Source organism: Methylobacterium sp. AMS5, assembly GCF_001542815.1.
In the GTDB taxonomy this organism is placed as follows: Bacteria; Pseudomonadota; Alphaproteobacteria; order Rhizobiales; family Beijerinckiaceae; genus Methylobacterium.
Genome location: NZ_CP006992.1, coordinates 1,064,254 through 1,084,975, shown reverse-complemented (window position 1 = coordinate 1,084,975; position 20,722 = coordinate 1,064,254). Strand labels below are relative to the sequence as shown.

The 20,722-nt window shown below is 70.0% G+C and carries 19 protein-coding genes; 9 read left to right on the top strand and 10 right to left on the bottom strand.

What is annotated here, in order from left to right:
• The first annotated feature begins 91 nt into the window (after nucleotides 1–91).
• Nucleotides 92–1,054 (top strand): LacI family DNA-binding transcriptional regulator, encoded by a 963-nt coding sequence (locus Y590_RS05010; RefSeq protein WP_286161852.1) that lies wholly within the window; start codon nucleotides 92–94, stop codon nucleotides 1,052–1,054.
• A gap of 124 nt (nucleotides 1,055–1,178) precedes the next feature.
• Here the strand turns inward: Y590_RS05010 and Y590_RS05005 are convergent, their stop codons facing one another.
• The 4 genes from Y590_RS05005 to Y590_RS04990 form a co-directional block, all read right to left on the bottom strand.
• Complete coding sequence (locus Y590_RS05005; protein ID WP_060768900.1) at nucleotides 1,179–4,346, bottom strand: efflux RND transporter permease subunit; 3,168 nt, start codon at nucleotides 4,344–4,346, stop codon at nucleotides 1,179–1,181.
• Nucleotides 4,347–4,441: 95 nt separating this feature from the next.
• Nucleotides 4,442–5,695 carry an efflux RND transporter periplasmic adaptor subunit gene (locus tag Y590_RS05000; protein ID WP_060768899.1) on the bottom strand — a complete coding sequence of 418 codons (1,254 nt, stop codon included), beginning with the start codon at nucleotides 5,693–5,695 and terminating at the stop codon, nucleotides 4,442–4,444.
• A 342-nt stretch (nucleotides 5,696–6,037) separates the two neighbouring features.
• Nucleotides 6,038–7,843, bottom strand: a complete 1,806-nt coding sequence (gene lepA / locus Y590_RS04995) for a translation elongation factor 4 (RefSeq protein WP_060768898.1) — start codon at nucleotides 7,841–7,843, stop codon at nucleotides 6,038–6,040.
• A 161-nt stretch (nucleotides 7,844–8,004) separates the two neighbouring features.
• The gene (locus Y590_RS04990) at nucleotides 8,005–8,820 is read right to left on the bottom strand and encodes a HugZ family pyridoxamine 5'-phosphate oxidase (protein ID WP_060768897.1); all 816 of its coding nucleotides are present in this window, start codon (nucleotides 8,818–8,820) and stop codon (nucleotides 8,005–8,007) included.
• A 305-nt stretch (nucleotides 8,821–9,125) separates the two neighbouring features.
• On the opposite strand from Y590_RS04990, the gene Y590_RS04985 reads away from it, so the two are divergent.
• The 8 genes from Y590_RS04985 (at nucleotide 9,126) to Y590_RS04950 (ending at nucleotide 17,023) form a co-directional block, all read left to right on the top strand.
• The gene (locus tag Y590_RS04985; protein WP_060768896.1) at nucleotides 9,126–9,839 is read left to right on the top strand and encodes a response regulator transcription factor; all 714 of its coding nucleotides are present in this window, start codon (nucleotides 9,126–9,128) and stop codon (nucleotides 9,837–9,839) included.
• A gap of 28 nt (nucleotides 9,840–9,867) precedes the next feature.
• Nucleotides 9,868–11,718, top strand: coding sequence for a sensor histidine kinase (locus Y590_RS04980; protein WP_060768895.1), 1,851 nt, complete (start codon nucleotides 9,868–9,870; stop codon nucleotides 11,716–11,718).
• A complete protein-coding gene (locus Y590_RS04975; protein ID WP_060768894.1) occupies nucleotides 11,715–12,227 on the top strand; it encodes an HPr kinase/phosphorylase in 513 nt (170 codons plus the stop codon). Before Y590_RS04980 ends, Y590_RS04975 begins: the two co-directional genes overlap by 4 nt.
• 125 nt (nucleotides 12,228–12,352) lie before the next feature.
• Nucleotides 12,353–12,754, top strand: coding sequence for a PTS sugar transporter subunit IIA (locus Y590_RS04970; protein ID WP_003606016.1), 402 nt, complete (start codon nucleotides 12,353–12,355; stop codon nucleotides 12,752–12,754).
• A gap of 133 nt (nucleotides 12,755–12,887) precedes the next feature.
• Nucleotides 12,888–13,211, top strand: a complete 324-nt coding sequence (locus tag Y590_RS04965) for an HPr family phosphocarrier protein (protein WP_060768893.1) — start codon at nucleotides 12,888–12,890, stop codon at nucleotides 13,209–13,211.
• 515 nt (nucleotides 13,212–13,726) lie between these two features.
• Nucleotides 13,727–14,821: a glycosyltransferase family 4 protein gene (locus Y590_RS04960; protein WP_060772163.1), complete on the top strand. Its 1,095-nt coding sequence runs from the start codon at nucleotides 13,727–13,729 to the stop codon at nucleotides 14,819–14,821.
• Nucleotides 14,822–14,825: 4 nt separating this feature from the next.
• The gene (locus tag Y590_RS04955) at nucleotides 14,826–15,914 is read left to right on the top strand and encodes a glycosyltransferase family 2 protein (RefSeq protein WP_060768892.1); all 1,089 of its coding nucleotides are present in this window, start codon (nucleotides 14,826–14,828) and stop codon (nucleotides 15,912–15,914) included.
• A gap of 59 nt (nucleotides 15,915–15,973) precedes the next feature.
• The gene (locus Y590_RS04950; RefSeq protein ID WP_060768891.1) at nucleotides 15,974–17,023 is read left to right on the top strand and encodes a glycosyltransferase family protein; all 1,050 of its coding nucleotides are present in this window, start codon (nucleotides 15,974–15,976) and stop codon (nucleotides 17,021–17,023) included.
• Between the two features lie 119 nt (nucleotides 17,024–17,142).
• Here the strand turns inward: Y590_RS04950 and Y590_RS04945 are convergent, their stop codons facing one another.
• The 6 genes from Y590_RS04945 to queC form a co-directional block, all read right to left on the bottom strand.
• Complete coding sequence (locus tag Y590_RS04945) at nucleotides 17,143–17,436, bottom strand: hypothetical protein (protein WP_060768890.1); 294 nt, start codon at nucleotides 17,434–17,436, stop codon at nucleotides 17,143–17,145.
• Between the two features lie 59 nt (nucleotides 17,437–17,495).
• A complete protein-coding gene (locus Y590_RS25455) occupies nucleotides 17,496–17,723 on the bottom strand; it encodes a hypothetical protein (RefSeq protein ID WP_083530756.1) in 228 nt (75 codons plus the stop codon).
• Nucleotides 17,724–17,906 (bottom strand): hypothetical protein, encoded by a 183-nt coding sequence (locus Y590_RS04940; RefSeq protein ID WP_060772162.1) that lies wholly within the window; start codon nucleotides 17,904–17,906, stop codon nucleotides 17,724–17,726.
• 392 nt (nucleotides 17,907–18,298) lie between these two features.
• The gene (locus Y590_RS04935; RefSeq protein WP_060768889.1) at nucleotides 18,299–19,150 is read right to left on the bottom strand and encodes a glycosyltransferase family 2 protein; all 852 of its coding nucleotides are present in this window, start codon (nucleotides 19,148–19,150) and stop codon (nucleotides 18,299–18,301) included.
• A gap of 90 nt (nucleotides 19,151–19,240) precedes the next feature.
• Nucleotides 19,241–19,978 carry a PIG-L deacetylase family protein gene (locus Y590_RS04930; protein WP_060768888.1) on the bottom strand — a complete coding sequence of 246 codons (738 nt, stop codon included), beginning with the start codon at nucleotides 19,976–19,978 and terminating at the stop codon, nucleotides 19,241–19,243.
• Nucleotides 19,979–19,988: 10 nt separating this feature from the next.
• Entirely contained in the window at nucleotides 19,989–20,720 is a 732-nt protein-coding gene (queC, locus tag Y590_RS04925) for a 7-cyano-7-deazaguanine synthase QueC (RefSeq protein ID WP_060768887.1), read from the bottom strand.
• Between the last annotated feature and the right edge of the window lie 2 nt (nucleotides 20,721–20,722).

The following is a 20,722-nucleotide window of genomic DNA, read 5'->3' as shown; positions in this document are numbered from 1 at the left end:
GGCTAATGCTTGCTCGCCTTGTTGCGGGATGGCAGAACTTTTTCATGCCGGTGAAAACGTTTTCCATTCGCTGAGCGTCGGAATCCGCGACGTGGCCCGCATGGCGGGTGTCTCGACGGCGACGGTGTCGCGCGCGCTGGGGCGTGGGCCGGTGAGCGCCGCCCTGCGCGAACAGGTCGAGGCAGCGGTGCGAGCCACCAGCTACCGGCCGAACCTCTCGGCACGGCGCCTGCGCTCGAAGGCGGCGCAGACCATCGGCCTGATCGTCGCCGACATCCGCAACCCGTTCTTCACGGCGGTGAGCCGGGCGGTGGAGGATGCGGCCTACGCTGCCGGGATGCGGGTAATCCTGTGCAACACCGACGAGGATCCGGCCCGCGAAGCGATGTACCTCCGCCTGATGGAGGAGGAGCGCGTCACCGGCGTGATCTTCGCGCCCACCCGCACCACGGCGGAGGGGCTGACGGCGAACAGCCTGTCCTTCCCGACGGTGTTCATCGACCGCTCGGGCCTGCCCGGTGCCCATGACAGCGTGGTGCTCGACAATGCCGCCGCCGCCTCGGCCCTGGTCGATCACCTCGTGGCGCAGGGCTTCCGGTGCATCGGTGGCCTGTTCGGCTCCACCAGCTCGACCGCGCGGGAGCGTCAGGCCGGCTACGAGACCGCTATGGCCCGCTCCGGCCTCGCGCCGCTCGCCCGCACCGTGGCGCCGAACGCGGCGGCCGCGGAAGCGGAGGCGGCGCGCTGGCTGTCACAGCCCGACCGGCCCGAGGCGCTGATCCTCTCCAACGGTCTGACGCTGATGGGGGCGGTGCGCGCGGCCCGGACCCTCGGGCTCGCCGTGCCGAAGGATCTCGCGCTCGCGGGCTTCGACAACGAGCCCTGGACCGATCTGGTCGAGCCCGGCCTGACCGTGATCGAGCAGCCCGTGGCCGAAATCGGCACCCAAGCGATGCGCCTCCTGTTCGAGCGGATCGAGCATCCGGGCCAGCCGGTGCGCAAGGTGACGCTGAGCGGGCGGGCGGTGTTGCGGGGCTCGACGCGGCGGGGGTGATACAGTCCCCGTTTGATTCGAGCGGTGACTGTCTCAGCAAGCCCGCGCGGGCGCCCGAGCGACAGACGAAAATTCACTGTGCGAAGCAACGCGCCGGATTTCGTACGCGGGGCGCTGACGCCCCTCAATGCGCTCCGGCGTGGGAAGCCTGCGCGGCCGCGACCCGGTCCGAGGCCTCGGAATGCACGGCGGGCTTACGGCGCGAGAAGGTAAGGATCAGCACCGGCAGCACGAGCAGGATCAGAAGAGGTGCCAGCGCCATGCCGCCCACCACCACCAGCGCCAGCGGCTTCTGTACCTGCGAGCCGACCCCGGTGGAGAAGGCTGCGGGCAGCAGGCCGACGCCGGCCACGACGCAGGTCATCACCACGGGGCGCATCTGCGTGTAGCAGGTGCGCAGCATCGCCGGCACGCGCTGCACGCCCGCGGCGAGGAGGTCGTTGTAGAAGGACAGCACGATGATGCCGTCCATCACCGCGATGCCGAGCAGCGCGATGAAGCCGATCGCCGCCGAGACGCTGAACGAGGTGCCGGTCAGCGAGAGCGCCAGGATACCGCCGGCCATCGCCATCGGGATCACGCTGAGCGCGAGCAGCGAGTCCACCACAGACGAGAAGTTCATGAACAGCAGGATCGCGATGATGCCGATCGCGATCGGCACGGTCACGGAGAGGCGGGCGATCGCGCCCTTCATGTTGTTGAACTCGCCGACCAACTCCAGCCGATAGCCCGGCGGAAGCGTCACCTCGTTGGCGACGCGGGCGCGCGCTTCCTCGATGGTGCTGCCGAGGTCGCGTCCGCGCACGGAGAACTTCACCGGCAGGTAGCGCTCCTGCGCCTCGCGGTAGATGTAGGCGGGGCCGGAGACGAGCTCGACCCGCGCCACCGCACTCAGGGGGAACTGCACGGGCGCGCCGTTGGCCGGGCTCTGGCCGGTGATGCGCAGGTTGGCGATCGCCTCGATGCTCTGGCGGAATTGCGGCGCAAGCCGCACCATGATCGGGTAGTGCCGCTCGGAGCCGGGATCGTAGAGATCGCCGGCCGAGTCGCCGCCGATGGCGGTGCGCACCGTGGTGTTGATGTCGCCCGGCGTCAGGCCGTAGCGGGCGGCGCGCACCCGGTCCACGTCGATCTCGATGGTCGGCTGGCCGAGTGACTGGAAGACCGCCAGATCCTCGACGCCTCGGACCGTGGAGAGCACCTTCATCACGCTTTTCGCGCTGTCGGTGAGTTTCTGCAGATCGTTGCCGAAGATCTTGAACGAGTTCTCGCCCTTGATGCCGGAGACCGCCTCGGCGACGTTGTCCTGAAGGTACTGCGACAGGTTGAAATCGACGCCGGGGAAGGCGGTCTGGAGCTTGTGCAGCATCTCCTCGGTGAGTTTCTCCTTGTCCACGCCGGGGCGCCACTGTTCGAGCGGCTTCATCGGCGCAAAGAACTCGGCGTTGAAGAAGCCGGCCGCGTCGGTGCCGTCGTCCGGGCGCCCGTGCTGCGAGACCACGCGCTCGACCTCGGGCAGAGAGGCGATGATCTTGCGCATCTCGTTGACGTAGCCGTTGCTCTCACGCAGCGAGATCGTCGCCGGCATGGTGGCGCGGACCCAGAGATTGCCCTCCTCCAACTTCGGCAGGAATTCCGAGCCGAGGTTGCGCGCGGCCAGTCCCACGCCGACCGCGATCAGCGCCACGCAGGCCACCGTGACGAGCCGGGCGCCGAGCGCCGCGCGCACCGCCGGGCGGTACATCCGGTCGAGGGCGCGCACGAGGATCGTCTCCTTCTCCTCGATATGGGCGGGGAGAAGGTAGGCGGCGAGCGCGGGCGTGACGGTGAAGGTGGCGATGAGGCCGCCGAGCAAGGCGTAGGCATAGGTCGTCGCCATCGGCCCGAAGATGTGGCCCTCGACGCCGGTGAGCGTGAAGAGCGGCAGGAAGCCGGTGACGATGATCGCCGCGGCAAAGAAGATCGAGCGGCTGACATCGCCGGCCGCGAGCGCGATCCGCCCCGATTTCGCGTCGAGTCCCGGCGGCGGGTAGCCGGGGATGCCGTGGCCCGACAGGCGCCGGAAGATCGCCTCGACCATGATGACGGTGCCATCGACGATGAGGCCGAAATCGAGCGCGCCGACCGAGAGCAGGTTGGCGGATTCATCGCGCGCCACGAGGATGACGACGGCAAAGAACAGGGCGAAGGGAATCGTCGCCACGACGATCAAGGCCGAGCGCAGGTTGCCGAGGAACAGCCACTGGATCGCGAGGATCAGCAGAATGCCCACCACCATGTTGTGCAGCACGGTGTGGGTGGTGACCGCGATCAGGTCGGCGCGGTCGTAGATGCGCTCGATCGTGACGCCCGGCGGCAGGATGCCGGCGGCCTCGATCTTGGCGACCTCCGCCTTCACCGCCTCGATCGAGGGCGTGCTCTTCTCGCCGCGGCGCATCAGGACGATGCCCTGGACGATGTCGTCCTCGTCGTTCATCCCGGCGATGCCGAGCCGCGGCTGGTGGCCGATCGTGACGGTGGCCACATCCTTGACCAGCACCGGCGCGCCGCCGACCTGGGTCAGCACCGTGCCGTTGATGTCGTCGATGTCGCGGATCAGGCCGACCGCGCGCACCACCGCCGACTGGCCGCCGATGGCGACGCGGTTGCCGCCGACATTGAGGTTGCTGTCGTTGAGGGTCTTGACCACGTTGGCGAGGGAGAGGCCGTAGGCCATCAGCCGGTCGAGATCGACCGAGAGCTCGATGGTCTTGGTCTTGCCGCCCCAGCCGATGGCATCGATCACGCCAGGCACCGCGCGGAAGCGCTTCTTCAGCACCCATTCCTGGAGCGTGCGCAGGTCGAGCACGCTGTAGCCTGGCGGCGCCGTGAGCTTGTAGCGGAAGATCTCGCCGATCGGGCTGATCGGCGAGATGGTGGGCTTCGCACCGGCGGGCAGCGGATCGAGCTGCTGCAGGCGGTTCAGCACCTGCTGCTCGGCCTGGAGGTAATCGAACTCGAAGCCGAACTGCAGCTTCACGTCGGACAGGCCGTAGAGCGAGATCGTCCGCACCTGTTTGAGGTTCGGCATGCCCGAGGTGATCCGCTCGATCGGGATCGTGACGTAGCGCTCGATCTCCTCGGCCGAGAGGCCGTCGGTCTGGGTCACGACATCGACCATCGGCGGGGTCGGGTCGGGATAGGCCTCGATGTTGAGGTTCTGGAAGGCGGCCAAGCCGCCGACCACGAACAGCACGAAGGCGAGGATGACGAGGGGCCGTTGCCGGAGCGCGAGCGCGACGATGCCGTTCATGGGGGCGGTTCCAACCTCGCGCCGTCGGGCGCGGCCGGGGACGGCCCCGGCTCGGAATGCTTGTGTTCGCGGAAGAAACGGTGGGCCGGGCTTCCTCAGCCGGGCTGGTCGGTCATGCCGTCGATGAACAGGGCGCCCTTCGAGATCACCCGCTCGCCGAGCGCGAGCCCTTCCGTGACCTCGATGTCGTTGCCGTCGAGGAACCCGGTTTTCACCGCGCGGCTCTCGACGGTGTTGCCGGCGCCGAGCACCCAGACCCGCGCCTTGTCGCCCTCGAAGATCACCGCTTGGCGCGGCACGGCGCGGGAGACGGTCTCGCGCTCGTTGATGATGTGGACGCTGGCATACATCTCGGGCTTCAGGAGCCCCTTCGGATTATCGACCTCGGCGCGCACGACGATGCGGCGGGTGGCGGGATCGACCGAGGCGCCGATGTAGTTGATCCGGCTCTCGAAGGTCTGGTTCGGGTAGGCGAGGGTTCGGAAGCGGATGCGCTCGCCGAGATCGACCTTGGCCGCGTCGGTCTCGCGCAACTGCGCGACGATCCAGACCCGGCCGAGATCGCCGATGAGGTAGGAGGGGTCGGAGCCGCCGGTGTTGATATACTGGCCCGGGCCGATCTTGCGCTGGATCACGGTGCCGGAGAGCGGCGCATTGATCGTCGTCTCGGGGTTGATCGCGCCCTTGGTCTGGAGCGCCTTCATGTCGTCGTCGGCGAGCCCGAGGATGCGCAGGCGGTTGCGCACCGCCTCCAGGCCGACCTCCGCCGTCTTGGCGTCGTTCTGCGCCGTCGTGAGGTCGTTCTGCGCGGTCTGCAATTCCTTCAGCGTGGTCACGCGGGAATCGTAGAGGTCGTGCAGGCGCTTCTCGGTGTTGGTGGCGTAGGAGAGCTGCGAGCGCGTCTTGTTGAGCACGTTCAGCGCCGCGAGGAAATCGTTCTGCGCCTGGACCATCTCGTTGGCCTGGAGCGAGAACAGCTTGTCGCCCTGCTTCACCTGTTCGCCGGAGCGGGCGAAGATGGTGATGACCCGGCCCGCATAGGGCGAGAAGACGGGCGTCGCGCGGTACTCGTCGACGCTGATCTTCCCCTCTGTGGCGATGTCCTCGTAGAACAGCCGCTGCTCGACCGCCACGGTGGTGACGGTGGCAAGTTGGCTCTCGGTGAGCACGAAGCGCCCCGGTGCGGCGGCCGTCACGGCGGCCGGCATCGGCACGGCGGCATCGACTTCCTTCGGGCGGCCGTACCAGAGGGCGGCGGCCGCGCCGGCCCCCAGCACGCAGGCAACGAGCAACTGCGTCCGCAGCCGCACCGCCCGCGGCGTCAGATCTTCCTCGTGCGCCCCGCCCATTTGCGTCTTGATCCCGTTTCGACCCGGCGCCTCGATGCCACCGAACGGCGCGCCGCATGCCGGATGATTCGGCTTTCGCTTGCGCGCAACCGAAGCTCCCGAATTACGCCGTTACCGTGGCGGCTTGACGGGGGTATGACGCGACCGGTTTCTTACAAATGAAAGAAGGACGCCGATTCGACACGCGGGAGGGATTTTTTTCGATTGTTGCTCGTGCGGCTTCGTCGCCGCGGCCTTGCCAGTGCCTTCTCCGACTTCTGTGACGCTCTCATGCCGAGCTTCCGCTCGGCGCCTCAGCATGAGGAGCGCCGAGATTGCCAAGCAACTCCGTTGAACCAGTTCTCAATCGTCCATCTTCAGCGCGGCGATGAAGGCTTCCTGCGGGATCTCCACGCGGCCGAACTGGCGCATGCGCTTCTTGCCTTCCTTCTGCTTGTCCAGAAGCTTGCGCTTGCGCGAGATGTCGCCGCCGTAGCACTTGGCGGTCACGTCCTTGGACAGCGCCCGGATGGTCTCGCGGGCGATGATCTTACCGCCGATGGCCGCCTGGACCGGGATCTGGAACAGGTGACGCGGGATCAGGTCCTTCAGCTTCTCGCACATCGCCCGGCCGCGCGACTCGGCGCGGGTGCGGTGGACGAGCATCGAGAGCGCATCGACCGGCTCGGCGTTGACCAGGATCGACATCTTCACGAGGTCGCCTTCGCGGTAATCCGAGACGTGGTAGTCGAACGAGGCGTAGCCCTTCGAGATCGACTTCAGCCGGTCGTAGAAATCGAACACCACCTCGTTGAGCGGCAGGTCGTAGACGACCATGGCCCGCTTGCCGACGTAGTTCAGGTCGATCTGGACCCCGCGCCGGTCCTGGCACAGTTTCAGCACGCCGCCGAGATACTCGTCGGGCGTGAGGATCGTGGCGCGGATCCACGGCTCCTCGACCGTCTCGATCTTCATCGGGTCGGGCATGTCGGCCGGGTTGTGCAGCTCCTTGTGCTCGCCGTCGCGCATCAGCAGGCGGTAGACGACCGACGGCGCGGTCGAGATCAGGTCGAGGTTGAACTCGCGCTCCAGCCGCTCCTGGATGATCTCGAGGTGGAGCAGGCCGAGGAAGCCGCAGCGGAAGCCGAAGCCGAGCGCGGCCGAGGTCTCCATCTCGTAGGAGAAGCTGGCGTCGTTGAGCCGCAGCTTGCCCATGGCACCGCGGAGCGACTCGAAATCGGCGGCGTCCACGGGGAACAGACCGCAGAACACGACCGCCTGAACCTCCTTGAAGCCCGCGAGCATCTGCGTGGTCTGGCGCTTGTCCTCGGTGATGGTGTCGCCGACGCGGGTGTCGGCCACCTCCTTGATCGAGCCGGTGAAGAAGCCGACCTCGCCGGGGCCGAGTTCGCCGATATCGGCCATCTTCGGGCGGAACACGCCGATGCGATCGACGCCGTAGGCGGCGTCCGCGCCCATCATGCGGATGGTCATGCCCTTCTTGAGCACGCCGTCGACGATGCGCACGAGCACGACGACGCCGAGATAGACGTCGTACCAGCTATCGACCAGCAGCGCCTTGAGCGGCGCCTCGCGGTCGCCCTTCGGGGCCGGCAGGCGGGTGACGATGGCCTCCAGCACCGCCTCGATGTTGAGGCCGGTCTTGGCCGAGATCGGCACGGCCTGGGAGGCATCGAGCCCGATCACCTCCTCGATCTGCTCCTTGACCCGGTCCGGCTCGGCGGCCGGCAGATCGACCTTGTTGAGGACGGGCACGATCTCGTGGTTGGCGTCGAGCGCCTGGTAGACGTTGGCGAGCGTCTGCGCCTCGACGCCCTGGCTCGCGTCCACCACCAGCAGCGAGCCCTCGCAGGCGGCCAGCGACCGCGACACCTCGTAGGCGAAGTCGACGTGGCCGGGCGTGTCCATCAGGTTGAGGATGTAATCCTTGCCGTCCTCCGCGCGGTATTCCAGGCGCACGGTCTGGGCCTTGATGGTGATGCCGCGCTCTTTCTCGATATCCATCGAGTCGAGCATCTGCTCGCTCATGTCGCGCAGCGCCACGGTGCCGGTCGTCTGAATCAGCCGGTCGGCGAGCGTCGACTTGCCGTGGTCGATATGCGCGACGATGGAGAAGTTGCGGATGTTGTCGATGGTGCGGGTGGTCATCGGGGTCTCCGGCACGGCGGTCCCGTCGCGGGGCTGACGCGGCGCACGGCAGGTTTGTCGGGATTGTCCGGGGCGGAGATAGCAGCGGCGGGCACGCACGCCAAGGCGGGGGGGCGCCGCGGGCGCTTGCCTTGTTTGCGCGGCGTGCCTGCCGAACGGGCTCAGGCCGGCCCGTCGGGCTTAGGGGCGGCCTCGGCCGCGGAGCCGGCCCGCGCTGCGGCCGCCATCGCCACGAGGCTCTTGCGCAAGGCGCCCATGTCGCGCACCGGCTCGGGGTAGGGCACCCGCGCCGTGCGGTCGCCGGCCATCAGGTCGAGCCCCTCCGGATCGAGCCCGGTGAGCCGCCAGCCGCTGCCGGGCTCGCCGGCGCCCGCGGCGTAGAGGGCGAGCGCGTCGGCGTGATCCGCGTTCATGTGCTCGACGGCGCCGCGCTCGCCCGCGACGACCGTCTCGGCGCCGGCCATGTCGAGGAGCAGTTCCTGCGGCGTCAGGGTCGCCGCTTTGGCAAAGCCGCCGTTGAGGTGGCCGGCCGTGGGAGCGAGGGTGAAGAAGCCGAAATCGGGGAAGTCGGCGTAGAGCTTCGCCTTCGGGTGGCGGGCCAGGAAGCGCTCGCGGATCCGCGGCTCGTCGGAGCGCGCGGCGCGGCCCGTCACCGTCAGGCGCGGATGGGCGAGCGGATCGCCCTTGCCGCCCACCGAGAACAGCAGCGAGGCGCGCGGGTCGTGATCGAGGTTGCGCGTGTGCGCCGAGAGACGCGAGAGCAGCATCACCGGCGTGCCGTCGTTGTCGGTGGCGAGGGTGACGAGGGAGGCGAAAGGCGTGCCGTCGGCCGCGTCGATCGTGGCGAGCGCGCCCGATCGCACGCTGCGCAGAAGATGCCGGGCAAGCCCGATCGCATCGAACGGGGCTTCCGAGGCGGGCAGTGGTTCGGCCGGCCGGCGCCGTTCCCCCGCAGGCGGCATCGCGTCGTTGGCCATGAAAGCATTCCTTCCCGGTTTCGGGCTGGAGCATAGCGCGGCGCGAGCGCTCCGCACGAGGGGCGATGCCGGCGCTGGGCGCGGCGCGTTGTCCGCCCTTTTTCCCCATCCCAACGCTCTTATCCAAGCCGGCCGACACGGCCAAGCTTAGACTGCCGCTCGCTTTTTTCGAACGATGGTCGTAAAGGACGAGACCCTCCGCACGGCTGGCGGTCCCCGATTTGCGGGTACCGAGCCTCGCCGTTGCGGGCCCCGCCAAGGACGCGCCAGGGGCGGCGCGCGCGCCGTCAAGTCAGGGAAACTGCATGCCCACGATCGCCCTCGTCGACGACGACCGCAACATCCTGACCTCCGTCTCGATCGCGCTGGAGACCGAGGGTTACCGCATCCAGACCTACACCGACGGCGCCTCGGCGCTGGACGGTCTGCGTCACTCCCCGCCCGATCTCGCCATCTTCGACATCAAGATGCCGCGCATGGACGGAATGGAGCTTCTCAGGCGCCTGCGGCAGAAATCGGACCTTCCCGTGATCTTTCTGACGTCGAAGGACGAGGAGATCGACGAGCTGTTCGGCCTCAAGATGGGCGCGGACGACTTCATCCATAAGCCGTTCTCCCAGCGCCTGCTGGTCGAGCGGGTGAAGGCGGTGCTGCGCCGCTTCGCCCCCAAGGACGCCACTCCGGGCGCGGCCGCCCGCGACGCCGAGGCCGCCGCCCGCTCGCTCGAGCGCGGCCAGCTGATGATGGACCCCGAGCGCCATACCTGCACCTGGAAGGGCGAGCCGGTGACGCTGACCGTCACCGAGTTCCTGATCCTCCAGGCGCTGGCCCAGCGCCCCGGCGTCGTGAAGAGCCGCAACGCCCTGATGGACGCGGCCTACGACGATCAGGTCTATGTCGACGACCGCACCATCGACAGCCACATCAAGCGGCTGCGCAAGAAGTTCAAGGTGACGGACCAGAGCTTCGACATGATCGAGACGCTCTACGGCGTCGGCTACCGCTTCAAGGAGGGTTGAGGCGATTCCCCCGCGGTCCCGTCCGTCGATGCTCGCCCCCCTGTCCCGCCAGCCCGATTCCGATGAGGCCCACGCGCGCCGCGGCGTCCTCGCGCGGCTCGTCGGCTCCCTCACCCGCCCGCCCCTGACTTGGCCGCGCGACCTCTGGAACGCGGTCGGCCAGCGCGCCTCGTCGAGCCTGACGCGCCGCATCGTGGTGCTCAACCTCGTCGGGCTGATCGTCCTCCTGTTCGGTTTCCTCTACCTGAACCAGTTCCGCCAGGGGCTGATCCAGGCGCGCGTGCAGAGCCTGCTGATCCAGGGCGACATCATCGCCGGCGCCATCGCCGCCCAGGCCTCCGTCGACACCGACACGATCCGCGTCGATCCGGACAAGCTCCTGCAGCAGCAGGCCGGCGAGGGCCGGGAATTCGACGACGATCCCGCCTCGCTCGCCTTCTCGCTCAATCCCGAGAAGGTCGCGCCGCTTCTGCGACGCCTCGTGACCCCGACGGGCAACCGCGCCCGGGTCTACGACAGCGAGGGGAGCCTGCTGTTCGACACCCGCACGCTCTACGCCCGCGGCGATATCGGCCGCAGCGAGACCGTGGTGAAGCCGCCCAAGCCCAACGTGCTGGAGCGGATCTGGGATTTCGTCGGCACCCGCATTCTCGGCCTCGTCATCAGCGAGCGCTCGGCCCAGGAGGAGGCGGGGCCGCAGGACGGGCGCGCCTTCCGCGAGGTCCAGGCGGCGCTCAAGGGCTCGCGCGGCACGATCTCCCGGCGCAACGAGCGCGGCGAGACCATCGTCTCGGTGGCGGTGCCGATCCAGCGCGCGGGCTCGGTGCGCGGCGTGCTGATGGTCTCGACGCAAGGCGGCGACATCGACCGGGTGATCGCCTCCGAGCGATTCGGCCTGCTCCAGGTGTTCCTCGTCGCGGCCGCCGTGATGCTGGTGCTGTCGATCCTGCTCGCGGGCGCCATCGCCGGGCCGGTGCGGCGCTTGGCCGACGCCGCCGAGCGGGTGCGCCGGGGCATCAAGTCGCGCCAGGAGATTCCCGACTTCACGAGCCGCACCGACGAGATCGGCCACCTCTCGGGTGCGCTGCGCGACATGACGCAGGCGCTCTACCGGCGGCTCGACGCCATCGAGAGCTTTGCGGCCGATGTCAGCCACGAGCTGAAGAACCCGCTGACCTCGCTCCGCAGCGCCGTCGAGACCCTGCCGCTGGCCAAGACCGACGAATCGCGCGGCCGTCTGATGCAGATCATCCAGCACGACGTGAAGCGCCTCGACCGGCTCATCTCCGACATCTCCGACGCCTCCCGCCTCGACGCGGAGCTCGCCCGCGCGGAGGCGCGCCGGGTCGATCTCGGCAAGCTCCTGACCACCGTGACATCGGTGGCGAACGAGCGGCGCCGCGCCAAGGCGGCGGTGATCCAGTTCGACATCGAGCGGCCGAGCGGCGAGATCGAGGACCCGTTCCTCATCATCGGCCACGACAGCCGCCTCGGGCAGGTCGTCAACAACCTGCTCGACAACGCCCGCTCGTTCTCCCCGCCCGGCGCCAAGGTGCGGGTGGCTTTGCGCCGCCTCAAGAACGAGGTCGAGTTCGTGGTCGAGGACGAGGGGCCGGGCATCCCCGAACACGCCCTGGAGCGGATCTTCGAGCGCTTCTACACCGACCGGCCCGAACAGGGTTTCGGCCAGAATTCCGGGCTCGGCCTGTCGATCTCGCGGCAGATCATCCAGGCCCATCACGGCTCGATCCGCGCCGAGAACCGGCCCGGCCCGGCCGACGAGGAGGGGCACCCGACGGTGCGGGGCGCCCGCTTCATCGTGCGCCTGCCCGTAGCCCCCCGGGCCGACCGCTACGGCGACGACGACCTCGCGGCATGAGCGGGGAGGGCGCCGCGCCGGGGCGACCCCGGGAGACGGTGCATGCGAGCTGCGTCCTCCTCGACGAGGCCGGCCTGCTGATCCGGGGGCCGTCCGGCTCGGGCAAGTCGGCGCTCTGCCTCGCTCTGCTCGACCGCTTCTTCCTGGAAGGGCGCCATGCCCGCCTCGTCGGCGATGACCGCATCCGGCTGGAGGTCCATCACGGCCGCGTCGTGGCCCGGCCCCATCCGGCGCTCGCCGGCCTGATCGAGATCCGCGGCCTCGGCCTTCGCCGTCTGGCGGCGCATGCACCGGCCGCGGTGCTGCGCCTCGTGGTCGATCTCGTGGTGGAGGCCGAGCGCCTTCCCGATAACGCCGCGACCGCCATGCTTCTCGGGGTCGAGCTGCCCCGCCTCGCCCTTGAACCGCGCCATCCCCGCGAATACCTGATCCGTGAGGCGCTTCGAGCCGGCGTGGCAATGCGGACGCACCCGGCGGCTCTTGTGCCCGGCGGTGTCCACGATGTGTAGCGCGGCTGCCGCGGCCGTGTCATGGTGAGCCCGTTGTGTCGCGCAAAACGACGCGACCCGCTTGCGCTTCACCTTGCGCTGCACAAGATGGCGTCTCCGCTCACAGGGCGTTGGAACACGCTTCGATGATTGGAATGGTGCTCGTCACACACGGGCTGTTAGCGACCGAGTTCAAGGCCGCCCTGGAGCATGTCGTCGGCCCTCAAAAGCAGGTCGAGACGATTACGATCGGCCCGGAGGACGACATGGAGCTGCGCCGCGGCGACATCATGTCCGCCGTCGGTCGGGTCAACTCCGGTCAGGGCGTCGTGGTTCTCACCGACATGTTCGGCGGCACGCCGTCGAACCTCGCCTTGTCGTGCATGAACGGCGGCCAGGTCGAGGTGGTCGCCGGGATCAACCTGCCGATGCTGATCAAGCTCGCCAGCGTGCGCGAGGCCGAGAGCCTGGGCGACGCCGTGCTCCATGCGCAGGAGGCGGGCCGCAAGTACATCAACGTCGCCTCGCGGGTTCTTGCGGGCAAGTAGCCCGGTCTCACCCCCGCACGGCCTTTTCTTCGCCCCGCTCCCGGCTTAACCACATCGTCCCGCATCCGGAACGGCGCGCCTCGACGCGTCGCCGGTCCGCACCGAAGCGGCGGGGGAGGGAGTGCCAGGGGCGATGGGAGAGAGCGTGGACGGCGAGGTCGAGCCGCAGCCGGAGGTGCCCGAGGGTGGCCTCGTCCGGATCTTGCCGATCATCAACCGCCGCGGCCTGCATGCCCGCGCCTCGGCCAAGTTCGTGCAGACGGTGGAGCGCTTCACCGCCGCCGTGACGGTGACCCGCGGCGGCGAGACCGTCGGCGGGCGCTCGATCATGGGTCTGCTGACGCTGGGGGCCGCCAAGGGCACTTCCATCGCCGTGGTCGCCGTCGGCGACGACGGGCAAGCTGCCCTCGACGCGATCGAGGCGCTGCTCGCCGACAAGTTCGGCGAGGACGAGTAGTCCTCAGCCGCTTCGTCTCGCGCGGCAAGGCGATCCTGGGCGCGACGGCGCCGCTCGTGCTTGCGAGCGATGGTGTCGCTTCATCGCCTCGTATGGTTCGCGCCAGACCAGCCGCTCGCGCCGTCGCAGGTGGTGAAGTCGTCCATCAATCCTTCCCGACGCGCTGAGGCACGGCGCGGACGGTTAGAGCTGACACCCATGTAGAGCGTCCCATCGCGGCACGGGCCGTGATGTCGACGACAGGTCGCCGCGTCGATCGCGCCTCGGGCCATAGCGTTTCCGGGCACAATCCGCGCGCAGGTTACTGCCCGAACGCGGTTGGCGCGGTGCTTGGCGGCGTCACACACGAATTTGGGACCCGTCGGCAACCTGCGGCACTTTTATTCCCCAAGCTCTCCATTTCCTGAAGGGTTCGTTCATCGGGCGTTCCTAGACGAACGGCGATGGTGCGGCTGGAAGCCTGGCCGTTGGACTCATCCCAGAGTCCTTCCCGCCACCGACGTCGGACAATGCCCTTGAAGATCGCCGTCATCGCCCATCTCAAGTTCCCGATCGGACAGCCCTATCTGGGCGGCCTCGAGATGCACACGCATCACTTGGCCGGCGCGCTGCGGGCGCGGGGGCACCGGGTCACGCTCTTCGCCTCGGAGGGCTCCGATCCGGCGCTGGTGCCGAACCCCGTCTGCCCGCCGACCGGCGACGCCCTGGGCGATCCCGTGGCCTGCGAGCGGATCGAGCGCGCCGAACTCGTGGCCTACGAGCGGATCATGGAAGCGGTCGCGCGCGGCGGCTTCGACATCGTGCACAACAACAGCCTGCACGATCTGCCGCTGCGCGCGAGCCACACGCTCCCGGTGCCGATGACGACGGCGCTGCACACGCCGCCTTTCGAATCGCTGGCCGAGGGCGTGCGCGCAGCCAAGCCCGGCATGATCTTCGCCGCCGTCTCGCCGTCGCTGGCGCAGGAATGGCAACCGCTCGTGCCGGATGCCCGCGTCATCGGCAACGGCATCGACCTCTCGACCTTCGCCTTCAGCCCCAAGGCCGACCCGGCGGGCTACGTGTTCTGGAGCGGGCGGATCGTGCCGGAGAAGGGCACGCATCTGGCCATCGACGCGGCGCGCCGCGCCGGGATCCCCCTGCGCTTTGCCGGCCCGCAGCCGAACCCGCGCTATTGGAACGAGTGGATCGCCCCGCGTCTCGGAGCGGATGCGGCCTATGTCGGACACCTCTCCCACCGGGAGTTGGCCCGCCAGCTCGGCGGGGCGCGGGCGGCCATCGTCTCGCCGCGCTGGGAAGAGCCGTTCGGCCTCGTCGTCGCCGAGGCGCTGGCCTGCGGCACCCCGGTCGCCGCCTTCGGCCGCGGCGCGATCCCCGACATCGTCGATCGCTTCTCCGGCGCGCTCGCGCCCGCCGACGACGTGGCGGCGCTGGCCCGCGCGATCCAGCGCGCCGTCGGCCTCGACCGCCGCGCCTGCCGCCGCCGGGCCGAGACGCTCTACGACGCCCAGGTGATGACCGACGGCTACGAGGAACTCTACCGCGAGGTGTTGGCGGGGGCGCCGGTCCAGAGTTCCCGCGCCGCCCTCTTCGAACGCCCGGCGGCCTGACACGATGCCCGCGCCCTCCAGCCCGGCCGTCGTCTGCATCCCGGCCCGCAACGAGGCCGAGCGCCTGCCACGCCTGCTGCGGGCGCTCGCCGCGCAGCAGGGATTCTCGGCGGCCGCCCCCCTGAAGGTCGTGATCGTCAGCAACAACTGCACCGACGGCACGGTCGAGGCGGTGCGCGCGCTCGAAAACTCTGGCGCGCTCGACACCCTGGCGCTGCGTCTGATCGAGGCGACCTTCGCCCCGTCCGAGGCCCATGTCGGCACCGCCCGCCGCCGCGCCCTCGATGCGGGCGCCGCGTGGTTGGAGAGCGAGGGCGCGCCGGACGGCGCGCTGCTCACCACCGATGCCGATGCGCGGCTCGCCTCCGGCTGGGTCGCGGCGAACCTGCGCGCCTTGGAGAACGCCGAGATCGTCGGCGGCAGGCTCGTGATCGACGACGAGGATCGGGCCGACCCCGCGCTCGCGGTCTTCCACGCGCGGGTCGAGCGCTACTGGTCGGGTGTGCGCGCGCTGGAAGACGCCCTCGATCCGCCGTCCCACGACCCGGCGCCGCGCCACGGCGACCATACCGGCGGAAGTCTCGCGCTCCGGGCCTCGCTCTACCGCGCCGTCGGCGGCCTGCCGGCTCTGCCCCGCGGCGAGGACAACGCCCTGGTCGCCGCGGTTCAGCGGGCGGGCGGGCGCCTGCGCCACTGCCCCGCCGTGTCGGTGCTCGTCTCGGCCCGCACCGCCGGACGGGCCGAGGGCGGCATGGCGACCGAGATGCTGCGCCGTGCCCGCGTCGTGCGCGAGGGCGAGGCCTACCGGCTGCCGGTGGCCGCCCACTGGCAGCGGATCATCCTGCGCCGGGCCGCTTTGCGCCGCGCCTATCGCGAGGGCGCCGCGCCAGCCGCCCTGCACGCGCTCGGGCTCGATGCGGACGACCTCGCCGCCATCGATCCGGCGGCCTGCCCCAACGACATCGCCTTCGTGGAGCGGGCCCATGCCCGCCTGGACGCGCGGGACGGCCCCGCGCCGGAATGCGGCCTCGACGAGGCGCTGGCGGCCCTCGAAAACCTTGCCGCGGCCCTGGGGCGCGATAAAGCCGCCTGACGCCGGCCTGTCGTCCCGGCGGTCTTGCCGCCTCGCGCCGCACTTGTCTCGGAGCCCGCATGACGCGTCCGGTCGGCTACTACGTCCACCATCAGGGCGCCGGGCACCTGCAGCGGGCGATCGCGCTCGCACGGGCGCTCGAGGCGTTCGGGCGGCCCTGCACGCTGATGGGCAGCTTTGCCGGGCTCGACATCTCAGGCGCGCCGGGCCCCGTCCTCGACCTGCCCGACGACCGACTCGACCGGAGCTTCGACGGGCAGGACGGCGTGGGGCAGCGGCCCGAATGCTTCCACTACGTGCCGCTGAACCATCCGGGCATCCGCGCGCGGATGGGCCGGATCGCCGCCTGGGCGGCGGAGAACGACCCGGTGCTGATCGTCGTCGATGTCTCGGCCGAGGTGGCGCTGCTGGTCCGGCTCCTGTCGGTGCCGAGCCTCGTGGTGCGCCTCTCCGGCACCCGCACGGACCCGCCGCACCTGGAAGCGTTCCGCGCCGCCTCGCGGCTGCTGGCCCCCTTTCCCGAAGCCCTCGACGGCGGGGATGTGCCGGCCTGGATGCGTGAAAAGACCATCTATGGCGGCTTCCTCGGGGGGGCTCCGGCGGGGGCGATCTCCGAGGAGGATGGGCGCATCGTCGTGGTGTTCGGGCGTGGCGGCGAGGGCGGGCGTCTGGACAGGCTCGTTCAGGCGGCCGACGCCGTCCCGGACCGGGCTTGGCACGTCCTCGGGCCGGTGACCGGCGCGGGCGCGGTTCCGAAAAACCTGCATCTTCACGGCTGGGTCACGGATGTGCGCCCGCATCTCGCCCCGGCCTCTCTCGTGATCGGGGGGGCGGGCGACGGGCTCGTCACCGCCGTGGCGGGTCTCGGCAAGCGCTTCCTGTGCCTGCCGGAGCCGCGTGCCTATGACGAGCAGGAAGCCAAGGCGGAGGCGCTGGAACGGCTCGGCGCGGCCGTCGTCCAACGCGGCTGGCCGGATCCCGCGGCCTGGACCACCCTCGTCGCCCGCGGCCTCGCCCTCGATCCGGACGTGGTTCGGCGCCTCGCCGAGCCCGACGCGCTCGCACGGACAGCCGCCGCGATCGAGACCCTGTGCCGGGATGCGGGCTGACGAGCGCTCAGGCCCGTTGACCCTCCGGGCCGGAGCGGGCGCGAGGGTCGCAAGATATAGGATCGCGGCGGCGGGCACTCACCCAACCGCCGCGCCTCCATGCTCCGTGGCCGGGCCGATCAGCGCTTGGGCGTGTAGCTCGGGTCGCTGATGCGGCGCAGGTTCTCCGGCGGCGTCTCCGCCTCGGTGGCCTCGACCGACTCGATGCTGCCGCCCGCGATCGAATCACGCCGGTCGAAGTCGGAGGCCGTGCGCGCCACCTGGGCCTCCCCGCCCGGATCCTCCTGGAGGGCGCGCTGGAGATCGGCGGGGCGGGCGACGTCGAGGGGACGGTCCTGCCCGAAATCCTGCCCGTTACGGTCGGCATTCGCGTTGAAGTCGCGCAGGGAATCGTGCTTGCGGCTCTCGTCCATAGCGGTTCTCCTGATGCGGAGCGGATCGTTCCGCTCGATGTCGGTGCAGTGCGCTGCCGTTAATGAGAGCGGTCGGTGCGGTCGGGGGCATGGCCCGGACCGCGATGGGCGTGGTGTGCGTCGCGCTCGCCACCGCCTCCGGACACGCCGGACTTGGAGCCATTCGTCGGGCTGCCCGGTGTCGGCCCGTGATCCGGCTCGGCAGAGGGCTTCGACCGGTCCTGATGGCTGCTGCCCGGCCCGCCATGGTGACGGACGGCGTTGGGATGCGTGCTGGAGGTGCTCATTCAGCGATCCTGCTGATGACCCTGATGGGTGGTGTTGATCTTCGAGTTGCCCGCTTGGCCGATCTTGTCCGGGTCCTTCGTCTGCGACGAGGTTCGGCCCTGGGTGGTCGCGGTCTCGGGGGCGCTTCCCTGCCCCTTGTCGGAGCGGCTGGCCGGCGGAACGGGCGGGGGCTTGGCGGTCAGCGAGGCTCCTGGGTTCAAAGGAGAGATGAGATCCCCGGAGAACCATCCGCATCTCAAAGAGTTCGCGCCGAGTGCCGAAAAATTTTTACGCGATGCGGCGGATCATCGCGCCACAGTACAAGAGATAGGGCCGGAATGATCGGCGCTACACGTGCGTGCGAGCCGTCAATGCTACGCTGCGCCACGGATGTTGCTTGGCAGGATCATGGGGCGGGCCGAGCCCACGCGACCGAAACTGTAACGGCGCGTCATCCGTGATGGGAGGCCGATCCGCCGTCCGGCGGCGAAAATCCTGCGTGACGCTCGGAGCTTCTTTGAGGCCGCCGCTCCGCTTGTGCCTCTCAAGGTAAGGTCGTGAAGGGGATCGACGGCATCCGCGCCCCAAAAACCGCTCAGAACGGCCGCTCGGGTGGCACGCGCGCGGCGGCGATCTCCTCCGGGCTCGGGCCGCGCAGGAGGGTGATGTCGGGCTCGCGGCTTTCGCCGATCAGGCCGAGCCGGGCGAAGGCATCGAGCCAGCCGTCCATCGGCCAGAGCCCGTGCCGGGCGCGGAAGCGGCGGGCGTTGCGGACGATGTCGGCGAAGTGCTGGAGCGGCGGGTCGCAGGAGAGGTGATGCTGGTGGAAGGCCGGCGGGGCGCCCGCCAGCAGAACCGGCACGCCGATTTCGGCCGCGCGGAAGGCGAGATCGGTATCCTCGGCGCCGTAGCCGTCATAGCCCTCGTCGAACCCGCCGAGCCGGTCGTAGGTCGAGGCGCGCACCGCGAAGGCGAGCGACCAGAACAGGCCGGGATTCTGCGTTTCCGCCACGCCGCCATTCGGGAAAGTCCGGGCCGGGTGGAGGAGTCCGGCCCGCAGGAGGTCGGCCTCCTGCCAGCCGTCCTGCACCGCGCCCGCGGGCAGGTAGCGGATCGGCCCGCAGACGAGGCCGTCATGCGCGGCCGCCGCCGCAGCCAGCGCCGGCACAAGGCCGGCGGAGGGGATGCAATCGACGTCGAGGAAGACGAGGATGTCGCCGGAGGCCGCCGCCCGGCCGGCATTGCGCGCGGCGGCGAGCGGCAGGCCGGCGCTCGGGAAGGCAATCGGCCGCAGCGGGAACGGCGTTGCGGGCAGCGGCTCGGGGGCGGGGCCCATCTGGACGACGACGCATTCGGCGGGAGCAGGCCCGCGGGCGAGCCCCTCGATCAGTCGGGCGAGATGGGCGTCGCGCCCCTTGTTGAGCGTGACGACGCTGATGGTGCTCACGGAGATTCCGGTTCGGGCCAAGCTTTACGGTCGTACCCGTCCTGCCAGCCCCAACCTGAAACCCAAATGAAGAGGGGCAGCGAAAGGGGATCAGCGCAGCGCGATGTACCACTCGTGCGGGCCGCAGAGCCGGTCGATCATCGCCGGCTGCAACTGGAAGCCGGACGGATCGTCCGTGATCAGCCCGGAGACCTGCGAGGCATGCGCCTCCACCGCCCGGCGCTTGGCCGCGCGCTCGTCCTCCACCGTAAGGCGATAGCCTTCGGGGGGCGGTCCGACCTCGCGCTCGGGCGGCAGGGTCCAGCCCCAGACCGGGTAGGCATAGGCCGCGATATCGGGAAGCCGCGCCTTCGCGAGATCGACGATGGCGGCGGAGGCGGTGTGGTCGCAATGGGGATCGTGCCGCCAGGTCACGAACAGGGCGCTCGCCCCGGCCTCTCGGGCGATGTCGGCGATCCGGTCCGCCGCCGCCTCCGCGCCTGCGCCCTCGCTCGGCACGCCGCCATCGGGCAGGCGCAGGAAATGGACATGCTCGGAGCTCAGCCCGAGTTCGGCCATCGCCGCCACGGTCTCCGCCTCGCGCAAGTCCCGCAGGCGGTCGTGCGGATAGGCCTTGGAATTCGGGTGCGAGCCGCAGCCGTTGCTGACGATGACGACGCGGACAGTTCGGCCCTCTCGCACGGCCTGCGCGATCAGCCCGCCGCAGCCGAGGCTCTCGTCGTCGGGGTGGGGCGCGACCACGACGAGGCCGCCCCCGTCCGGCACCAGAGTGGCGAGAGGGGCGATGGGCAGGGCCTTCACGGCCTCGAGGAAGGCGTCGGCACGCATGGGAAGCCTCCTATTCCGCTCGCGCGGCGAGATAACGCGAAAACCCCTTGGCGCGCAGGTCACAGGCCGGGCAGGTGCCGCAGCCGTAGCCCCAGGCGTGGCGCGCCCCGCGCTCGCCGAGATAGCAGGTATGGCTCTCCTCGACGACGAGATCCACGAGGGCGCGTCCGCCCAAGCTTTCCGCGAGCGCCCAGGTCTGCGCCTTGTCGATCCACATCAGGGGCGTGTGCAGCACGAAGCGGCGCTCCATGCCGAGGTTGAGCGCGACCTGCAGCGCCTTGATCGTGTCGTCGCGGCAATCGGGATAGCCGGAATAGTCGGTCTCGCACATGCCGCCGACGATGTGGCGCAGGCCGCGGCGGTAGGCGAGCGCGGCGGCGAAGGTGAGGAAGGCGAGGTTGCGGCCGGGCACGAAGGTGTTGGGCAGGCCGTCGCGCGCAAACGCGATCGCGCTGTCGCGGGTCAGCGCCGTGTCGGAGATTTCGCCGAGCGCGGCGAGCGCCAGCGTGTGATCCGGCCCGAGCCGGCGGCCCCAGGCCGGATCGAGGGCGGTCAGGCCCTGCCGCAAAGCCGCGCGCCGATCGAGTTCGACCCGGTGGCGCTGGCCGTAATCGAAGCCGAGCGTCTCCACATGCGCGAAGCGGTCGAGCGCCCAGGCGAGGCAGGTCGCCGAATCCTGGCCGCCGGAGAACAGCACCAGCGCCCCGGCCTCACCATTCGCCACGGCCGCGTCCTCCGGCATGG

What these genes read in the sequence shown, in the direction of transcription:
- Y590_RS04930 (WP_060768888.1), bottom strand. Translation starts at nt 19,978, where the DNA reads ATGCGTGCCGACGCCTTCCTCGAGGCCGTGAAGGCCCTGCCCATCGCC.
- Y590_RS04955 (WP_060768892.1), top strand. Translation starts at nt 14,826, where the DNA reads ATGCCCGCGCCCTCCAGCCCGGCCGTCGTCTGCATCCCGGCCCGCAAC.
- Y590_RS05005 (WP_060768900.1), bottom strand. Translation starts at nt 4,346, where the DNA reads ATGAACGGCATCGTCGCGCTCGCGCTCCGGCAACGGCCCCTCGTCATC.
- lepA (WP_060768898.1), bottom strand. Translation starts at nt 7,843, where the DNA reads ATGACCACCCGCACCATCGACAACATCCGCAACTTCTCCATCGTCGCG.
- Y590_RS25455 (WP_083530756.1), bottom strand. Translation starts at nt 17,723, where the DNA reads ATGAGCACCTCCAGCACGCATCCCAACGCCGTCCGTCACCATGGCGGG.
- Y590_RS04950 (WP_060768891.1), top strand. Translation starts at nt 15,974, where the DNA reads ATGACGCGTCCGGTCGGCTACTACGTCCACCATCAGGGCGCCGGGCAC.
- Y590_RS04965 (WP_060768893.1), top strand. Translation starts at nt 12,888, where the DNA reads ATGGGAGAGAGCGTGGACGGCGAGGTCGAGCCGCAGCCGGAGGTGCCC.
- Y590_RS04985 (WP_060768896.1), top strand. Translation starts at nt 9,126, where the DNA reads ATGCCCACGATCGCCCTCGTCGACGACGACCGCAACATCCTGACCTCC.
- Y590_RS04945 (WP_060768890.1), bottom strand. Translation starts at nt 17,436, where the DNA reads ATGGACGAGAGCCGCAAGCACGATTCCCTGCGCGACTTCAACGCGAAT.
- Y590_RS04990 (WP_060768897.1), bottom strand. Translation starts at nt 8,820, where the DNA reads ATGGCCAACGACGCGATGCCGCCTGCGGGGGAACGGCGCCGGCCGGCC.
- Y590_RS04970 (WP_003606016.1), top strand. Translation starts at nt 12,353, where the DNA reads ATGATTGGAATGGTGCTCGTCACACACGGGCTGTTAGCGACCGAGTTC.
- Y590_RS04975 (WP_060768894.1), top strand. Translation starts at nt 11,715, where the DNA reads ATGAGCGGGGAGGGCGCCGCGCCGGGGCGACCCCGGGAGACGGTGCAT.
- Y590_RS04980 (WP_060768895.1), top strand. Translation starts at nt 9,868, where the DNA reads ATGCTCGCCCCCCTGTCCCGCCAGCCCGATTCCGATGAGGCCCACGCG.
- queC (WP_060768887.1), bottom strand. Translation starts at nt 20,720, where the DNA reads ATGCCGGAGGACGCGGCCGTGGCGAATGGTGAGGCCGGGGCGCTGGTG.
- Y590_RS05000 (WP_060768899.1), bottom strand. Translation starts at nt 5,695, where the DNA reads ATGGGCGGGGCGCACGAGGAAGATCTGACGCCGCGGGCGGTGCGGCTG.